Below are 15665 nucleotides of genomic sequence, written 5' to 3'. Positions count from 1 at the left end.
ACCGCAGTGGCCGCGTCAGGGCGTGGCCTGGTCGAACAGCCTCCCCGTGACCGACGTCGGTTCGATGACCACCGTCGCGATCTTCGGCGTGGGCAGCATCGACCGGAGTCGCCCCGCCGTGCCGTCGTTCGCCTGGGTCGTGTGGGCTGGCCCGCGGACGACGACGCTCCAGGCGGTCCACCCGTCGTGGTGGTCGACCTCGAAGACGAGTTCACGTCGGTCGGCCACGGCGGCGAGGATCGCGTGGCTCGAGGTCGCGAAGACGATCTGGCGGTCGTCGGAGAGGTGGTTGACGGGCAGGATCTCGATGCTCTCGTCGGTGCGGAACGCCACCCGCCCGGTGCTCGCGTCGCGCAGTCGGGTCCAGCACTGGTCCGGATCGAGGACCAAGACGAGCTCCTCGACCGGTGCGGTCGACGCGTGGGCGCCGGGCCGGTCGGAGGTGCGGGTCGGGACGGGCTCGGGGTCGTTCCGGCGCTCGCTCACTCGTTGTCACCACCCGTGGCAGCAGTGGCCGAGACGGTGTCGACACCGACGTTCGCCGAACGGACCGCGGCGGCGTCGTGGTGCGCGTCACCGTCGTCGGTCCAGGTCCAGTCGGCGACCTCGGGGATGTCCTCCCCGTGCTCCCGGGTCCAGGCGCGGGCAGCCATGCGGGCGTCCTGCATGCGCTGACGGAGTCCGGCTGAGCGGGACGCGAGCCCGGGAACGCGGTCGAGCACGTCGATGACGAGGTGGTACCGGTCCATGTCGTTGAGCATGACCATGTCGAAGGGCGTCGTCGTCGTGCCCTCCTCCGTGTAGCCGCGGACGTGCAGGTTGCCGCTGCCATGTCGGCGGTACGTCAGTCGGTGGATGAGCCACGGGTACCCGTGGTAGGCGAAGACGACCGGCTTGTCGGGGGTGAACACGGCGTCGAACTCCGCGTCGGACAGCCCGTGCGGGTGCTCGCCCTCGCTGACCAACCGCATGAGGTCGACGACGTTGACGACCCGGACCCGGAGCGACGGGACCTCACGGCGGAGGATCGACGCGGCCGCCAGGGTCTCGAGCGTCGGGACGTCGCCCGCGCACGCGAGGACCACGTCGGGCTCCTCGCCGTCGACCTCGGTGCCGGCCCAGTCGAAGATGCCGAGGCCGCGGGTCATGTGCGCGATCGCCTCGTCCATGGGGAGCCAGTTGAACGTCGGCTGCTTGCCCGCCACGACGACGTTCACGTAGTCGACGCTCCGGAGGCAGTGGTCGTACGTCGAGAGCAACGTGTTGGCGTCGAACGGCAGGTACACCCGAACGATGTCTGGCTTCTTGTTGACGACGTGGTCGATGAAACCCGGGTCCTGGTGCGACAGCCCGTTGTGGTCCTGGCGCCACACGTGCGACGACAGCAGATAGTTGAGCGACGCGATCGGCCGCCGCCACGGGATGGTCTTGCTCACTTTGAGCCACTTCGCGTGCTGGTTGAGCATCGAGTCGACGATGTGGATGAAGGCCTCGTAGCTGGTGAACAGTCCGTGCCGTCCGGTCAGCAGGTAGCCCTCGAGCCACCCCTGGCACTGGTGCTCGCTCAGCATCTCCATGACGCGGCCCGCGCGCGCCAGGTGCTCGTCCGACGGCACCACCTCGGCGTCCCACTGCTTGTCGGTCACGTCGAGCACGGCGTTCAGGCGGTTCGACGCGGTCTCGTCGGGGCCGAAGATCCGGAACGTGTCCGGATTCGCGAGGACGACGTCGGCGAGCCACCGACCGAGGACCCGGGTGGACTCGTCGATGGAGCCGCCGTGCGTGGGGACGTCGACCGCGTAGTCGCGGAAGTCGGGCAACACGAGGTCCCGCTTGAGCAGCCCGCCGTTCGCGACGGGGTTGGCGCTCATCCGCCGGTCGCCGGTCGGGGCGAGCGCCGTCGCGAGTGCGACGGGCCGGCCCTCGTCGTCGAACAGCTCCTCGGGTCGGTAGGAGCGGAGCCAGCCCTCGAGCACCTGCAGGTGTTCCTCGGTGTCCCGGGCGCTCGCGAGCGGCACCTGGTGGGCACGCCAGCTGCCCTCGGCGGGCTTGCCGTCGATCTCGGCGGGGCACGTCCAGCCCTTCGGTGTGCGCAGGACGATCATCGGCCAGGCGGGGCGGCCCTCCAGGGTGCCCGCGGCGGCTGCGGCCTTGATCTCGGCGACGTGGTCGAGGACCCGGTCGAGGGTCTCCGCCATCCGGCGGTGGACCGCCCGCGGGTCCTCGCCGTCGAACCCGCCGGACACGACGTAGGGGGTGTGGCCGTACCCGCGCATGAGCGACAGCAGCTCCTCCTCGGGGATCCGGGCGAGCACGGTCGGATTCGCGATCTTGTACCCGTTGAGGTGCAGGATCGGGAGCACGACGCCGTCGTGGAGCGGGTCGATGAACTTGTTGGAGTGCCAGCTGGTCGCCAGGGGGCCGGTCTCGGCCTCGCCGTCGCCGACGACCGCGGCGACGAGGAGGTCCGGGTTGTCGAAGGCGGCGCCGTACGCGTGTGACAGGGCGTAGCCGAGTTCCCCGCCCTCGTGGATCGAGCCCGGGGTCTCGGGTGCCGCGTGGCTCGGGATGCCGCCGGGGAAGGAGAACTGACGGAACAGGCGCCGGACGCCGTCCTCGTCCTGCCCGATCCGTGGGTAGACCTCGGTGTAGGTGCCGTCGAGGTAGGCGTTCGCCACCATGCCCGGGCCGCCGTGCCCCGGCCCCGTGACGTACAGCGTGTCGAGATCGCGTTCCTGGATGGCCCGGTTCAGGTGGGCGTAGACGAAGTTGAGTCCGGGGGTGGTTCCCCAGTGACCGAGGAGGCGCGGTTTGACGTCGTCACGGGTGAGCGGCCGTCGGAGCAGCGGGTTGTCGAGCAGGTAGATCTGCCCGACGGAGAGGTAGTTGGCGGTTCGCCACCACGCGTCGAGGCGGTCGATCGTGGGCTCGTCCACCTCCGCTCCGTTGCCGCGCCGGAAGGCCTCGGTCGCCGTGGTGTCGGTCCTGCTGATGGTCGTGTCGGTCATGCGTTCTCCTCGATGGGGTCCGGTCGAGTGGCCGCACCACTCGCTGCCGCGGTCGCGACGAGGTCGCGGTGGCGGGTCACGAGCACGGGTGCGGTCAGGTTGATGAGCACGTCGTGGAGCACCGCGCCGACGTACCCGGCCCGCGCCTGGGCCGGATGGCGCGCGCCGATGACGAGGAGCGCGTGCCCCAGCGCGACATCGAGCAGCATGGGCGCCGCTGGACGGGAAGCGGTGCGCGCGGACACCTCGAGGAGCGGGTGGGCGTCCTGGACGCGTCCGCCGGTGGTGCCGAGCGGGGTTCCGTCGTCGCCGGAGCCGTCGGGTTCGAGCGCCCGGACGAGCACGAGTTCCTCCTCACGGTGTTCGGCCTCCCTGGCCGCGGTCTCGCACACGTGCGCCGCCCCTGCACCGCCGCCGACGCCCGCGACGACACCGCGACGGAACCGCAGGTCCGTGTCCGGGACGACGACGACCGAACAGCGCGCGCCAGCCGCGAGGGCGAGTGCCCGCGTGCCGAGCGCCCGGCCGTGCAGGTGACCCGTCTTGTGCGTGCCCACCACGAGGAGGTCCTCGTCCTCGGCTACCCCGAGCAGGGCGGCCACGACGTCGTCCCCGTCGATCCGCAGCAGCGACACCGCGACATCGCGACGGCGGGTGCGAGCACGGGTGACCGCGGCCTCCAGGTCCGGGTCGGAGGGTGGGCCGTCCGGAACCGTGCGGACGTGGGCGAGCACGACGGACCCGTGGTCTCGCGCGGCGCGGTCGAGCGCCCAGTCCAGTGCGCGTCGACTCGGCCGCGAGTCGTCGAACCCGACGATGTACCGCTCACCCATGTGCCGCCTCCTCCTCGATGGTCCGTGCTGCGGCGGACCGGACCCAGAGACCAAGGTCCCGGCTCCCGCGGCTGCGCCGCCCCATAGGGTGAGGGGGGCGAGCGAGAGGACCGGCGTGGGGCAGGAGCAGGACCGACTCGAGTTCCCGAACGCGCCGCGGACGGCACTCGAGCGCACCATCGGCGACCTCGTCGATCGCGCGAACGAGGTCCTCGCGACCCAGGGGCGTCTCCGGCAGCTCCTCCGCGCGAACCGGCTCGTGGTCGAGGAGCTCGACCTGCCCGTCGTGCTCCGGCGCATCGTCGAGGCCGCGGTCGAACTCGCCGGCGCCCGCTACGGCGCGCTCGGGGTGATCGCCCCCGACGGCACCCTCGAGCAGTTCGTCCACGTCGGGATGTCCGACGCGGAGGTCGCCGCGATCGGGGACCTCCCCCGCGGCCGGGGGCTGCTCGGCGCGATCCTGACCACCACGACCCCGACCCGGCTCGAGCACCTCGCAGCGGATCCCCGAGCAGCCGGGTTCCCCGAGCACCACCCGCCGATGGAGGCGTTCCTCGGGGTGCCGATCCGCGTGCGGGACGAGCTGTTCGGCAACCTGTACCTGACGCGGGAGTCCGGCGTGTTCAGCGAGGAGGACGAGGAACTCGTGGCCTCCCTGGCCGCCACCGCCGGCGCGGCCATCGACCACGCGCGCCTCTTCGACGAGTCCCGACGCCGCCAGCGGTGGTCGGTGGCGCTCGCCGACGTGACGACCGCGCTGCTGTCGTCCGATGCCGTCGACGGCCTCGGCGTCGTCGTGGACCGCGTCGCCCCGCTGGTCGACGCCGATCTCGCCTGCGTGCTGGTCCCGGACAACACGGGCTTCCGCGTCGACGGCGCCCGCGGGGTCGACGCACACGATCTCGGAGCGGTGATCGAGGACGCCGACGACACGATCGCCGGCCGGTCCATCGAGAGCGGGCACGTCACCACGGGTGACCTCCGCGAGGACTCCGTCGACTGGCCGGACGGACTCCGATGGGCCGCCGCGGTGCCGTTCGCCGCGACGGCCGCCCCGCTCGGAACGCTCCTGCTCGCGCGTCGAGCAGGACGTCCGCCGTTCGCCAGCTCCGAACTCGACCTGGCGTCGGAGTTCGCGGCACAGGCCAGCGTGGCGCTCGAGCTCGCCCGCGGACGGCTCGACCGGCAGGAGCTCCAGCGCATCGAGGACCGGAGTCGGATCGCGCGTGACCTCCACGACCACGTCATCCAGCGGCTGTTCGCGGCGGGCCTGACGCTCCAGAGCCTCGAGCCCGCGGTTCCCGCGACCGTCCGTCAGGAGTTCGCGGACCAGATCGACGCCATCGACACCGCGATCGCCGAGATCCGCACGGCGGTGTTCGCGCTGAAGACACCGCCCCGCACGGCCCCGACCACCATCCGGCACCGCGTCCTCGACACGATCGCCGAGGTCACACCCATGCTCGCCGGGCCGCCGAGCGTCACCTTCGGTGGGCCGGTGGACGCGCTCGTCCCGGACGAACTCGCCGACGACGTCGTCGCGGTCGTCCGGGAATCGCTGACGAACGTCGGGCGCCACGCGCGCGCCTCCACGACCGACGTCCGCGTGCTGCTCGAGGACGACCACCTGACCGTGCTCGTCGAGGACGACGGCCGCGGGCTCGGCCGCCCGGGCCGGGCGAGCGGCACCGCGAACCTCGCCGCACGGGCTGCCGCCCGCGGCGGCCACTACGCGCTCGACGGCCGCGACGGAGGCGGCACCACGATGACCTGGCGGGTCCCGGTGATCGAGGGGGAGGCAGCATGACGATCCGCGTGTTCCTCGTCGACGACCACGAACTCGTCCGGCAGGGCGTGGCGCGGATCATCGACGCGCAGCCCGACCTCGAGGTGGTGGGCGAGGCCGAGACCATCGGCCGGGCCGTCCCGCGTATCGCCGCGACCCGGCCGGACATCGCCGTGCTCGACGTCCGCCTGCCGGACGGCAGCGGCATCGACCTGTGCCGGACGGTGCGCTCGGCCAATCCGGACCTCCCGTGCCTCATGCTCACCGCCTACGACGACGACGAGGCGACGACGGCCGCGGTCCTCGCCGGAGCGAGCGGCTCCGTTCTCAAGGACATCCGTGGCAACAAACTCGTCGAGGCGATCCGCCGTGCCGCCTCGGGTGAGACCCTCTTCCCGGCCGACGCGGGACGGCGCGTGCGCTCCGCGGTCGTCCCCGCGAGCCCCGACCCCGACGCCGGACTCACCCGGCGTGAGCAGCAGATCCTCGACCTCATCGTCGAGGGCCTGACGAACCGGCAGATCGGCGAACGACTCCACATCGCCGAGAAGACCGTGAAGAACAACGTGACCGTCCTGCTCGGCAAGCTGCATCTCGAGAGTCGGACGCAAGCGGCCGTCTACGGCGTCCGGCGCGGCTGACCGTCGCGGGCCTCCCGGTCGTCCCGACGCGGTCGGGACCAAGTGCCCTCCTGCACCAGCCGGTCCTGGCGGGACCCTGGTTCCATGCCCGAGCGCGACGAGGTCCGACGACTCCCCACCGACGAGTGGGAGCGCCTGAAGCGCGACGCGCGCGAGCGCGCGGAGCACCGGCTGGCGGCCCAGCGTCGCGGCGGCAGTGACAGCGGGCAGCACACCGACGGAAGGCAGGAACCGTGAACCGCACCGTACTCGACCGACTCCTCTCCGCGAGCGGCGCGGTCATCGCCCTCGTCCTGCTCCTGGCGGGTGTCCTCATGACCTGGGCGCACGTGTACGTGCACGACCAGGTGCGGGACCAGCTCGTCGCCGAGAAGATCCAGTTCCCGGCGAAGGGCAGCGACGCGCTGAAGAGCAAGGACATCGGTCCGTACCTCAACCGCTACGCCGGACAGCAGCTCGAGACCGGCGCACAGGCGAAGGCCTGGGCCGACCACTACATCGCGGTCCACCTGCGGGAGATGACCGGCGGGAAGACGTACTCCGAATTGTCCGCCGAGGCGCAGGCGCACCCGAAGGACGCCGCACTCGCCGCCGAGGTCGACACCGTGTTCCGCGGCGAGACCCTCCGCGGCCTGCTCCTCAACGCGTACGCGTTCGACACCATGGCCACGCTCGCGCTCATCGGCGCGGTCGTCGCGTACGCCGGCGCCGTCGTGATGGCGGTGCTGGCACTGCTCGGACTCCGTCACGCCCGCCGGTACGCCGACGCCGCGGCGAGGCGCCCATCGGCCGAGGGCCGGGCGGCGGCCGTCTGAGCGGTTGCTGGCTCCGCTGTGTGCCGCATCGAACACCCCTGTCCGCACACAACAGGATGCTGCGGTGCCGGCCGGGCGTCGGAGCTCCGACGCCGTAGCCTCGACCCATGTCTGAGATCGTCCACGTCGTCCTCGTCCAGTGGAACGGGGACCACGCGTCATCCGAACAGCGCGCCGCGGAGCTCGTCCGGCAGCACCTCCCCGGCATCGACGGGGTGACATCGGTCGATGCCGGACCCAGCGTGAGCAGCGAAGGGCTCGAGGGGCGGTTCGACTGGATGCTCGTCGTCCGCTTCCGGGACCGCGCCGCGCTCGACGGCTACCTGCCGCACCCCGACCACCAGCCGGTCGCCGCGTTCCTCGGCGGGGCGAGCGCCGACCTGGTCGTGTTCGATATCGAAGCGAGGTCCTGACCCCGGCCGGAGCACCGCACCCGCCGCACCCGGGACCGCGCCGCACCCGCCGCGGACCCGGTCCCCATCGCGCCCCGCTCGCCCGGACCGCACCCCACCGACGGAATACCATCCGCCGTATGGTTTCCCGTCCCCTCCCGCCGATCGTGCCCCTGGCCGTCATCGTCGGCATCTCGCCGTTCGCGACGGACATGTACATCCCCGCGCTGCCTGCGCTCGCGAGGGACTTCGGGACCTCCACGAGTGCCGTGCAGGTGTCGCTCACGGCGTTCCTGGTCGCGTTCGCGGTCGGTCAGATCCTCGTGGGACCGCTCAGCGACTCGGTGGGGCGCCGGTCCATCCTCCTGGGCGGGACCGCCCTGTTCGCGGTGGCGTCGTTCGCCTGCGCCGTCGCCCCGGACAACGCCGTGTTCGTGATCGCGCGCGTGGTCGAGGGCCTGGGTGGTGCCGCCGGTGCGGTCGCGGGGCGCGCGGTGGTCACCGACGCCGCGCCTCCTGCCGACCGTCCACGCATCTACGCGGCGCTCGCCGCGATCAACGCCGTCGGACCGGTCGTCGCGCCCCTGGCCGGTGGCGCACTCCTGCTCGTCGGTGACTGGCGGATCATGTTCGTCGCGCTCGGGGTGCTCGGCCTCGTCCTCTTCGCGATCGTGCTCGTCCGCATCCCCGAGACCCTCGCGCCGCAGGACCGGTCGTCGGGAATCGGTCTCGGCGCGAACCTCCGCCGGATGGGGGCGTTGCTGGCCATCCCGCGCTTCGACTGGTACCTCGTGTCCTCGTGCGTCGCGACGATCGGCTTCTTCGCCTACATCTCCACGAGCTCGTTCGTGTTCCAGTCCGAGTTCGGGTTCAGCGAGACCGGGTACACCGTCGTCTTCGCCGTCGACGCCAGCTGCATGATCCTCACCACCCTGGCGTTCCGGCGGCTCGTCCGACGCTTCAGCGAGGACGCGCTCCTGACGACGGGACTCGTGGTCGGTGCCCTCGGCGCGGTCGGTGTGCTCGTCAGTGCACTCGCAGGCCTCGGGCCGATCGTGGTCTGGGTCTGCCTGGCGGTGGTGACGGGTGCCTGGGGCTTCGTGATCACCGGGTCCACGACGCGGACGCAGGCCATCGGTGCGGCCTTGCCCGGTACCGCCGCAGCGCTGCAGGGTGGCATCAGCTTCGGGCTCGGCGGCCTCGGCACACCGCTGGCTGGGTGGTTCGGGGGGACGGCGGTCGCGATGGGGGCCGTGATGGCGACGGGGATCGTCATCGCCGCGGTCGTGCAGGTGGCTGCATCGGCCCGTGCCGGAGCATCCGGAACCCGACTGGGCTGACCGCAACGACACCACCGCAAAGAAAGCATTGCAAAGAGCACTTTGCAAAGGTATCTTCGGAGTCATGGCGACGAACACCCCCGAGCCCCGCGTCCTGCGGGTCGAGGCCCTCAAGGCCCTCGCGCACCCCGTGCGGACCCGGCTGCTCAACGAGCTCGCCTCGCACGGCCCGGCCACGGCCACCGCGCTCGGCGCCCGGATCGGCGAGTCATCCGGATCGACGAGCTACCACCTGCGCCAGCTCGCCAAGCACGGCATTGTCGAGGAGGCTCCCGAACTCGGCAGCGGCCGTGACCGCTGGTGGCGGCGCTACGCCGGCCCGCTCGAGTTCGGCGACCACGGAACCGACCAGAGCCGGGCGGAGCGCACGGCCACCGTGCTCGCGAGCATGAGCTTCCAGGACACGACGGCCGAGTTCATCCGCGACGCCCTCGCCTCGTCGGACGACCTGCCCGAGGCCTGGCGCGAGGTCAGTGACTTCTCGACCGCCTGGCTCCTCATGACCCCGGACGAACTCGCCGAGCTCGACCGGGGGATCAACGACCTCATCGGTCGGTACCTCCGCGCCAACGACCCGGCCTCGCGCCACCCCGACCCGGCTGCGCGTCGGGTGTTCGTCAACTACAACCTGTTCCCCGTCCTCGACGTCCCCAAGGAGTGACCATGAACGCGACCGTGCCCGTCACGTCAGTCCACCCGGTCGAACGAGCCGCCCACCGCATCGGGCTCGGGCTCGTCCACTGGAGCACCGCTCGCGCGGACCGCCGCGCACGCCGTCTCGCACGCGTCGCCGTGACGACCCCCGCACCTCGGGTCCTCCACGAACGCGCCGCCGTCCTGCACCACGCGTCGCTCGACCGGGAGGCCCGGGAGCGGTCCTGGGAGCGGCTCGCCTCGGCGCAGCCCCGGCTGCGCTGACCGCGGACGCGGTAATGACCGCGACCGCGACCGTGACCGCGACCGCGACCGTGACCGCGACCGCGACCGTGACCGCGACCGCGACCGCGACCGCGAACGCGGCCGAGGCCCGCGCGGCATGATCGATCACGGGGCGGGCCGACCGCCCACCGAGGAGGACGAGCATGACCGACAACCACCCGTTCCGACGCCTGCCCGAGGTGCCCGCGTTCACCGTCACGAGTGACGACGTGCAGGACGGCCAGGAGTTCCGGCCCCCGCAGTGGTCGGGGATGATGGGCGTCCCCGGCGGCGAGGACGTCTCGCCCCAGCTCACGTGGAGTGGCGCTCCCGAGGGCACGAAGAGCTTCGCGGTGACCATGTACGACCCGGACGCCCCGACCATGTCCGGCTTCTGGCACTGGGCCGTGGCGAACATCCCGGCCGACGTGACCACGCTGCCGACCGGAGCGGGGGCTGCGGGCGGGGCGGGCCTCCCGGACGGCGCGATCCAACTGCAGAACGACGCCGGGGCGCCCCAGTTCGTCGGGGCGGCGCCGCCCGCGGGCCACGGTCCGCACCGGTACTTCATCGTCGTGCACGCGCTCGACGTCGCGGACATCGGAGTGCCGGCCGACGCCACGCCCGCCTACCTCGGGTTCACCATGTCATCGCACATCCTCGGCCGGGCGACGCTCGTGGCGAGCGCGGAGACGCCGGGCGAGGCGTAGGCGCGACCCCGCCGCCGTCTTGGTGGATCCTGGGGGGCGGCGGGTCGACCGTCGAGGTGACGGAAGGAGCGGTCCCGTGGGCGTGTGGTGGTCGTCGGTGCACGAGGTGCTGATCGATCGGCTCACGCTCGGCACCGACGGGGTCCGGGGCCGGGTGTCCGGCCGGCGCGACCAGGACCCGGACCGCCTCGCCTCGCGGCGGTCCGCCGTCCGCATCGGGCTCCAGGTCGCCGTCGTGTCGGCGGCGCTCGTGGCGTCCATCATCCTGCTCGTCGTCGTGTACGTGGTCTGGCAGCTGACCCCGCAGCAGCAGCACGAGTACCACGGCCCCGAGGACGTGCACGTCTACCTCGACACGATCGACCTGACGATCGCGGTCGTCGGCGTCGGCGGGTTCGCGGTCGTGCTCGCCGGGATCGCGACGTGGATCATCGCCCGGCGGGCGGTCCGTCCCATCACGGAGGCGTCGCGGATGCAGCGCACGTTCGTCGCCGACGCGAGCCACGAGCTCCGCACGCCGTTGACCGTGCTCAACGCGCGTGTGCAGCAGCTCGAGCTCCGCATGGACGCGGACGATCCGCGTCACGGGATCGTCGAGGAGCTCCAGGCGGACACCCGCGTGCTCATCGACATCGTCAACGACCTGCTCGAGGTCGCGGCCGGGAGGCCCGGGGAACACCCGATGACACCGCTCGGACCCGAGTTGGCCGGTGCCGCGAACGACATGGGCGTGCTGGCCGACGCGCGGGGTGTGCGCCTCGACGTCGGCGACAGCGACGCGGTCGTGTCCCTCCCGTCGACACAGCTCCGGCGCTGCATCGTCGCGCTCGTCGACAACGCGATCGGGCACACGCCGACGGGCGGGACCGTGACCGTCACGACGGAGCGTGCCGAGCGCTGGGTCGCCATCCGGGTCCGCGACGAGGGCCCGGGGATCACGGGGATCGCCCCGCGGCGGGTCTTCGACCGGTTCGCCCACGGCAACGCGGCCCGTGCGGCCGGCTCGCGGCCGACCGGTACCACCCGGTCGGGCTACGGCATCGGCCTCGCGCTCGTGCGGGACATCGCGGTCCGGGCGGGCGGCGAGGTGCGGGTGGAGCACACGGGCGCGGACGGCACGGTGTTCCTCCTGCGGTTGCCGCTGGCTCAGCGCACGGCGCGGACGTAGCGGACGACCTCGGTGCTCGCCCGGACCCAGGTGCCGTCGACGCGGTAGCCCTCGGGGGCCAGGGCCGCCGAGACGGTGCTCCGTTCGTCGTGGGCCGTGCCCGTCAGCAACCAGACGACCCGTGCGCCGTCCGCGGTCCGGCCGATGTCGCTGATCGGACGCTGCGTCTCCCACAGCCCCGCCGACGCGGAGGCCGGGCGGACGAGCAACGGGTCCCGGAGGCCGCGGAACGCCCTCGGGTACGTCTCGGCGATGATCCGCGACGTCGCGAGGGGGTGTCGATCGACCGGCCCGTAGACGACGGCGTCGACCTGCCCGGCCGGTTCGTGGGCCCGCTCCGAGCGGACGAGCCGGGCGACCTGGTTCCACGCCGAGTCGTCCTTCGCGGTGACCGTCCGCTGCTGGACCCACGTCGGGGCGGTCAGCGCGACCGCGAGGAGGAGGACGCCCGCGGTGACCCGGGCGAAGAACCGGTCCGGGAGCGCGGCGACCGGGAGCGCCATGCACAGCGCCACCGCCGGAGCGCCGAAGGACACGTAGCGCGGGGAGTACAGCGGGTTCGTCACGAGCGACGCGGCGATGAGCCCGACCGTCGGCACCGCCGCCCACGGCAGCGCGACCGCGAGCAGGGATCGGCCGCGCGCGGAGGTCAGCCCGACCGCGACGCCGGCCACCGCCAGGAGCCAGCCGAACACCGTGAACGCGGGGTTGAGTGTGAACCACTGGGTGACCACGACCTCCTCGACCGTGTGGCGGCTGATGTGCTGGATCCAGTCGATCTGCGCCGACTGCGTCGCGGAGGCCCGGGCCAGCGGCACGAGGGCCACGACCGTCACCGCAGCGGCGAGGAGCCAGCAGCGCAGCGCCCGCTGCGCCCCGCGGGTCCGGGCGGTCCGACGCGCCAGTGGGACCGCCGCCGTGACGCCGTGCCCGACGGTCACGAGCACGAGGTAGAGGAACACCGCCCCGCCGAGCAGCGACACCGCGACGTACCCGACCCACCACGGCCAGGAACGGAGGCCCGTGACGCTCCGCCGGTGCGCGGCGAGGAACAGGATGGTCGCCGCCACCGCGAGCAGCGTGCCGAGGGCGAACGAGCGCCCCTCGGTGCCCATCCACGTGACCCGCGGGAGGAGTGCGAAGAGGGCGCCCGCAACCACGCCGGTCCTGAGGTCGGCGAGCATCCGGCCGAGCACGACGAGGAGCGCCGCCGCCGCACCGACCGCGACCGCGGACGGCAGCCGGAGCGTGAACGGAGCGTATCCCGCGACGAGGAACCACAGGTGCATGAGGCCGTAGAAGGTGGCGTGCACGACGTCGACGTGCTGGACCTCGCGCGCGAGCGCCGGCCAGGGACGGGTCGCGGACACCACGGTCGCGGCTTCGTCGTACCAGACGGACGGGACCCAGTCGAACGCGACGGCGATCACCGTGGCGGTGAGCCCGACCACGACCGGCGGCAGCCAGGCGCGGTGGCGAGGGTCGAGTCGGATCGTGCGGGCGTCGATGGACCCGCCACGGAGCGGCACTGTGGACATGAAGACCTCCGGACGTCAGGCTGCGCCGCGCCCTCCAAGGAAGGACCCAGCAAGCCGGACGCCTGCTGGGAGTTCCCTGAGCCCTCTTGGCGCTTTCTGGGCAGCGGATCTCGATGCTGGAGCCATGGACAGCACGCGAACGGGACGAGGCCGGATCCTCGATGTGGTGTTCCTCGTCGGGATCGCCCTGAAGGGCATCGACGGAGCGGCCGAGCTGCTCCTGGGCCTGCCGCTGCTGTTCCTCCGCCCGGCACAGATCAGTGCCGTCGCCCACCTGCTCACCGCGCACGAGCTCGCACAGGACCCGCACGACCTCATCGCGCACCTGATCCTGCACGGTGCCGCGGCACTCGGCGCCGACGCTGCCCTCTACGCCGCCGTCTACCTCGTCGTGCACGGCCTCGTGAAGGTGGTCGTCGTCATCGCGCTGGTCCGCGGCTCCGAGCGCGTGCACCCCTGGGCGATCGCTGCGCTCGCCGCGTTCCTGGTCGCCCAGCTCGTCGAGATGGTCGTGCACCCGTCACTCGGGGTCGGGGTGCTCTCGGCGTTCGACGCGGCGATCATCGTGCTCACCTGGCGCGAGTGGCGGCAGCACCGGACCCTCCGCGACGCCCTGTACGGAGCCGTGCCCGCACTCGCACGCCGTCGCACCCGTCGCCGTGCAAGCGGCGTGGAACCCATGGTGCGGGCGCGCTAGCGTCGCTCTATGGGGATCTTCGCGAGGAAGCGCGGCGGGGCTGAGCCGTCGTCGGACCGACCCGCGCGACCGGAGGACCGGCTCGTCGTCAACCGACGGGTGCAGCGGGCGCTGGCCGCGTGGGCCGTCCGGAAGGACGCGCAGACGATCTCGGGGGTGCTCCGTGAGTGCGTGACGGGTGATCTGCTCCTCGACGCGTCGGACTCGACGACCCGCGATCCCGCTCGTCCCTTCCAGGAGGGTGACCAGCTGGCGGTGGGGTTCCAGGTCGACAACGCGGGCAAGCGGCTCCTCGTCGCGTTCACCGACAACGAGCGGCTCGCCGAGTACCGCCGTCGGGGTGGGTCGCCCACGCCGCCACGGTCCCTCGTGCAGCCGGCGGCGGCGACGCTCCAGATGGCGGCCACCGCCCCGTACGAGGGCATCGCCATCGACCCCGGTTCCTCGGACACGCTCTGCATCGCCTACGCCGACGAGATCCGCAACGGGCTCACGGAGGACCCGGCCGTGAACGAGCCGCTGAAGACCGCCATCGCCGTCGGTGCTCCGGAGGACGAACTCGTGGCCCTGGCCGCCGCGGCCCCGGTGGTGTTCATCGGGGCGCAGGTGCACCGGGACGAGCGCGGCGAGGTGACCGGTGTGGGTGTCCCGACGATCCGCAGCCCCGAGGGCGAGACGTACTCGCCGGTGTTCACCTCGCCGGCGGAGGTCTGGGCCTGGGCGCCCGACCTCGACGCCCGGCCGACCGGGTTCGCGAACGTCGCGCGCGTGGCGCAGGAGGACGGGCACGCCGGTGTCGTCCTCAACCCCGCCGGCGACCCCGCGCCGCTCCGGCTGCAGGCCTTCGCCGATCGCTTCCCCCTGTCCTGAGGTCCGCCCTCACGTCGGATCCCCGAGGACCTCTGATGGGAGTCGGTAGACCCGGGCGGCGTTGCCGGCGAAGGCAGCGCGCTGCTCCGACGCCGACCAGTCCGTCGTGATCTCGAGGAAGCCCTGGTAGATCTCCTGGTAGGTCGCGACGATGCCGTCGACCGGGAAGTTGCTCGCGAACATGATCCGCGACGGACCGAACACCTCGGCGGCGGTCGTCACGATGCCGCGGTTGTCGGCGACCGTCCACGGCCTGCCTGCCAGCCCGAGGCCGGAGATCTTCAGGACGACGTTGTCGTGCCGCGCGATGAGCCGGAGCGCGTCGGCCCACCCGGCGAGCCCGTCGGGAGAACGGTCGGCAGGGAGCCCGGTGTGGTCGATGACGATGGTCGTGTCCTCGTGCTCCGCTGCCAGCCGTGCGGCCTCGGGGAAGTGCCACCACGCGACCTGGAGGTCGAAGGACAGTCCGGCGCGGTGCAGGAGCGCGAACCCCGCCTGCCACTGCCGGTCCTCGAGCAGGGTCGGACGGGACGCGGCCCCGCGTGGTGAGGGCGCGCCTCCCGGCTTGTGGCGGACGCCGCGGACCCGCGGCATCGCGGCGAGGCGTTCGATCACCGTGCCGACCTGCGGGTCGTCCAACAGGGCGTGGGCGACGGAGGCGGTGGGGAGGCCGAAGCGCTCCGACACCGCCTGCGTGTACTCCATCTCGCCGATCGGGTCGTCGTCGTCCCACTCGGTCTCCATCGAGACCGAACCGACCAGCTCGAGCGGACCGGCGTCGCGTCGGAGGTCCGGTGGCAGGTAGTCGCGCTTGATCTGCTCGTAGTCGCCGTAGCGGAACGGGATGTGCGCGTCCGGGAGCAGCCACGGCTGTCGGCCGAGCGACGGTTCCCAGACGTGGTGGTGCGCGTCGATCACCGGACCGGAGTAGCGGGCCACGTCCTGTGCC

The 15665-nt window shown here is 72.4% G+C and carries 17 protein-coding genes; 12 read left to right on the top strand and 5 right to left on the bottom strand.

Features of this window, described 5'->3' with window-relative positions:
- Positions 1-15: 15 nt before the first annotated feature.
- The 3 genes from DEI94_RS13275 to DEI94_RS13265 are packed head-to-tail and all read right to left on the bottom strand — an operon-like array spanning position 16 to position 3841.
- Complete coding sequence (locus tag DEI94_RS13275; RefSeq protein ID WP_111027571.1) at positions 16-486, bottom strand: pyridoxamine 5'-phosphate oxidase family protein; 471 nt, start codon at positions 484-486, stop codon at positions 16-18.
- A complete protein-coding gene (locus DEI94_RS13270) occupies positions 483-3008 on the bottom strand; it encodes a phosphoketolase family protein (protein WP_111027570.1) in 2526 nt (841 codons plus the stop codon). The genes DEI94_RS13275 and DEI94_RS13270 overlap by 4 nt, the downstream gene beginning before the upstream one ends.
- Positions 3005-3841 carry a universal stress protein gene (locus DEI94_RS13265; RefSeq protein ID WP_181441882.1) on the bottom strand — a complete coding sequence of 279 codons (837 nt, stop codon included), beginning with the start codon at positions 3839-3841 and terminating at the stop codon, positions 3005-3007. The genes DEI94_RS13270 and DEI94_RS13265 overlap by 4 nt, the downstream gene beginning before the upstream one ends.
- A 115-nt stretch (positions 3842-3956) precedes the next feature.
- Between DEI94_RS13265 and DEI94_RS13260 the strand changes: the two genes are divergently transcribed.
- From DEI94_RS13260 to DEI94_RS13215, 10 genes are all read left to right on the top strand, one after another.
- Positions 3957-5648: a GAF domain-containing sensor histidine kinase gene (locus DEI94_RS13260; protein ID WP_258368759.1), complete on the top strand. Its 1692-nt coding sequence runs from the start codon at positions 3957-3959 to the stop codon at positions 5646-5648.
- The gene (locus DEI94_RS13255) at positions 5645-6268 is read left to right on the top strand and encodes a response regulator (RefSeq protein WP_111011392.1); all 624 of its coding nucleotides are present in this window, start codon (positions 5645-5647) and stop codon (positions 6266-6268) included. Before DEI94_RS13260 ends, DEI94_RS13255 begins: the two co-directional genes overlap by 4 nt.
- 84 nt (positions 6269-6352) lie before the next feature.
- The gene (locus tag DEI94_RS13250; protein ID WP_181434991.1) at positions 6353-6505 is read left to right on the top strand and encodes a hypothetical protein; all 153 of its coding nucleotides are present in this window, start codon (positions 6353-6355) and stop codon (positions 6503-6505) included.
- Positions 6502-7083, top strand: coding sequence for a hypothetical protein (locus tag DEI94_RS13245; protein ID WP_111011393.1), 582 nt, complete (start codon positions 6502-6504; stop codon positions 7081-7083). The genes DEI94_RS13250 and DEI94_RS13245 overlap by 4 nt, the downstream gene beginning before the upstream one ends.
- A gap of 107 nt (positions 7084-7190) precedes the next feature.
- Positions 7191-7496, top strand: coding sequence for a Dabb family protein (locus tag DEI94_RS13240; protein WP_111027569.1), 306 nt, complete (start codon positions 7191-7193; stop codon positions 7494-7496).
- Positions 7497-7615: 119 nt separating this feature from the next.
- Positions 7616-8815, top strand: coding sequence for a Bcr/CflA family efflux MFS transporter (locus tag DEI94_RS13235; RefSeq protein WP_111027568.1), 1200 nt, complete (start codon positions 7616-7618; stop codon positions 8813-8815).
- Between the two features lie 64 nt (positions 8816-8879).
- A complete protein-coding gene (locus DEI94_RS13230) occupies positions 8880-9476 on the top strand; it encodes an ArsR/SmtB family transcription factor (protein WP_111011396.1) in 597 nt (198 codons plus the stop codon).
- A 2-nt stretch (positions 9477-9478) separates the two neighbouring features.
- Positions 9479-9733: a hypothetical protein gene (locus DEI94_RS13225; RefSeq protein ID WP_111027567.1), complete on the top strand. Its 255-nt coding sequence runs from the start codon at positions 9479-9481 to the stop codon at positions 9731-9733.
- Positions 9734-9897: 164 nt separating this feature from the next.
- Complete coding sequence (locus tag DEI94_RS13220) at positions 9898-10443, top strand: YbhB/YbcL family Raf kinase inhibitor-like protein (RefSeq protein ID WP_111027566.1); 546 nt, start codon at positions 9898-9900, stop codon at positions 10441-10443.
- Positions 10444-10519: 76 nt separating this feature from the next.
- On the top strand, positions 10520-11611 hold the full coding sequence (locus DEI94_RS13215) for a sensor histidine kinase (RefSeq protein ID WP_111027565.1): 1092 nt from the start codon (positions 10520-10522) through the stop codon (positions 11609-11611).
- On the opposite strand, the gene DEI94_RS13210 is transcribed toward DEI94_RS13215, so the two are convergent.
- On the bottom strand, positions 11590-13149 hold the full coding sequence (locus tag DEI94_RS13210; protein ID WP_146249560.1) for a glycosyltransferase family 39 protein: 1560 nt from the start codon (positions 13147-13149) through the stop codon (positions 11590-11592). The genes DEI94_RS13215 and DEI94_RS13210 overlap by 22 nt on opposite strands.
- A 124-nt stretch (positions 13150-13273) precedes the next feature.
- On the opposite strand from DEI94_RS13210, the gene DEI94_RS13205 reads away from it, so the two are divergent.
- On the top strand, positions 13274-13846 hold the full coding sequence (locus DEI94_RS13205) for a DUF2127 domain-containing protein (RefSeq protein WP_111011401.1): 573 nt from the start codon (positions 13274-13276) through the stop codon (positions 13844-13846).
- 9 nt (positions 13847-13855) lie between these two features.
- Entirely contained in the window at positions 13856-14716 is an 861-nt protein-coding gene (locus DEI94_RS13200; protein ID WP_111027563.1) for an SseB family protein, read from the top strand.
- Between the two features lie 9 nt (positions 14717-14725).
- On the opposite strand, the gene DEI94_RS13195 is transcribed toward DEI94_RS13200, so the two are convergent.
- On the bottom strand, positions 14726-15655 hold the full coding sequence (locus tag DEI94_RS13195) for an amidohydrolase family protein (protein ID WP_111027562.1): 930 nt from the start codon (positions 15653-15655) through the stop codon (positions 14726-14728).
- Between the last annotated feature and the right edge of the window lie 10 nt (positions 15656-15665).

The organism is Curtobacterium sp. MCBD17_040 (assembly GCF_003234805.2).
Classification (GTDB): Bacteria; Actinomycetota; Actinomycetes; order Actinomycetales; family Microbacteriaceae; genus Curtobacterium.
The sequence above is the reverse complement of the archived record's forward strand: the minus strand, read 5'-3'. Positions and strand labels throughout refer to the sequence as shown.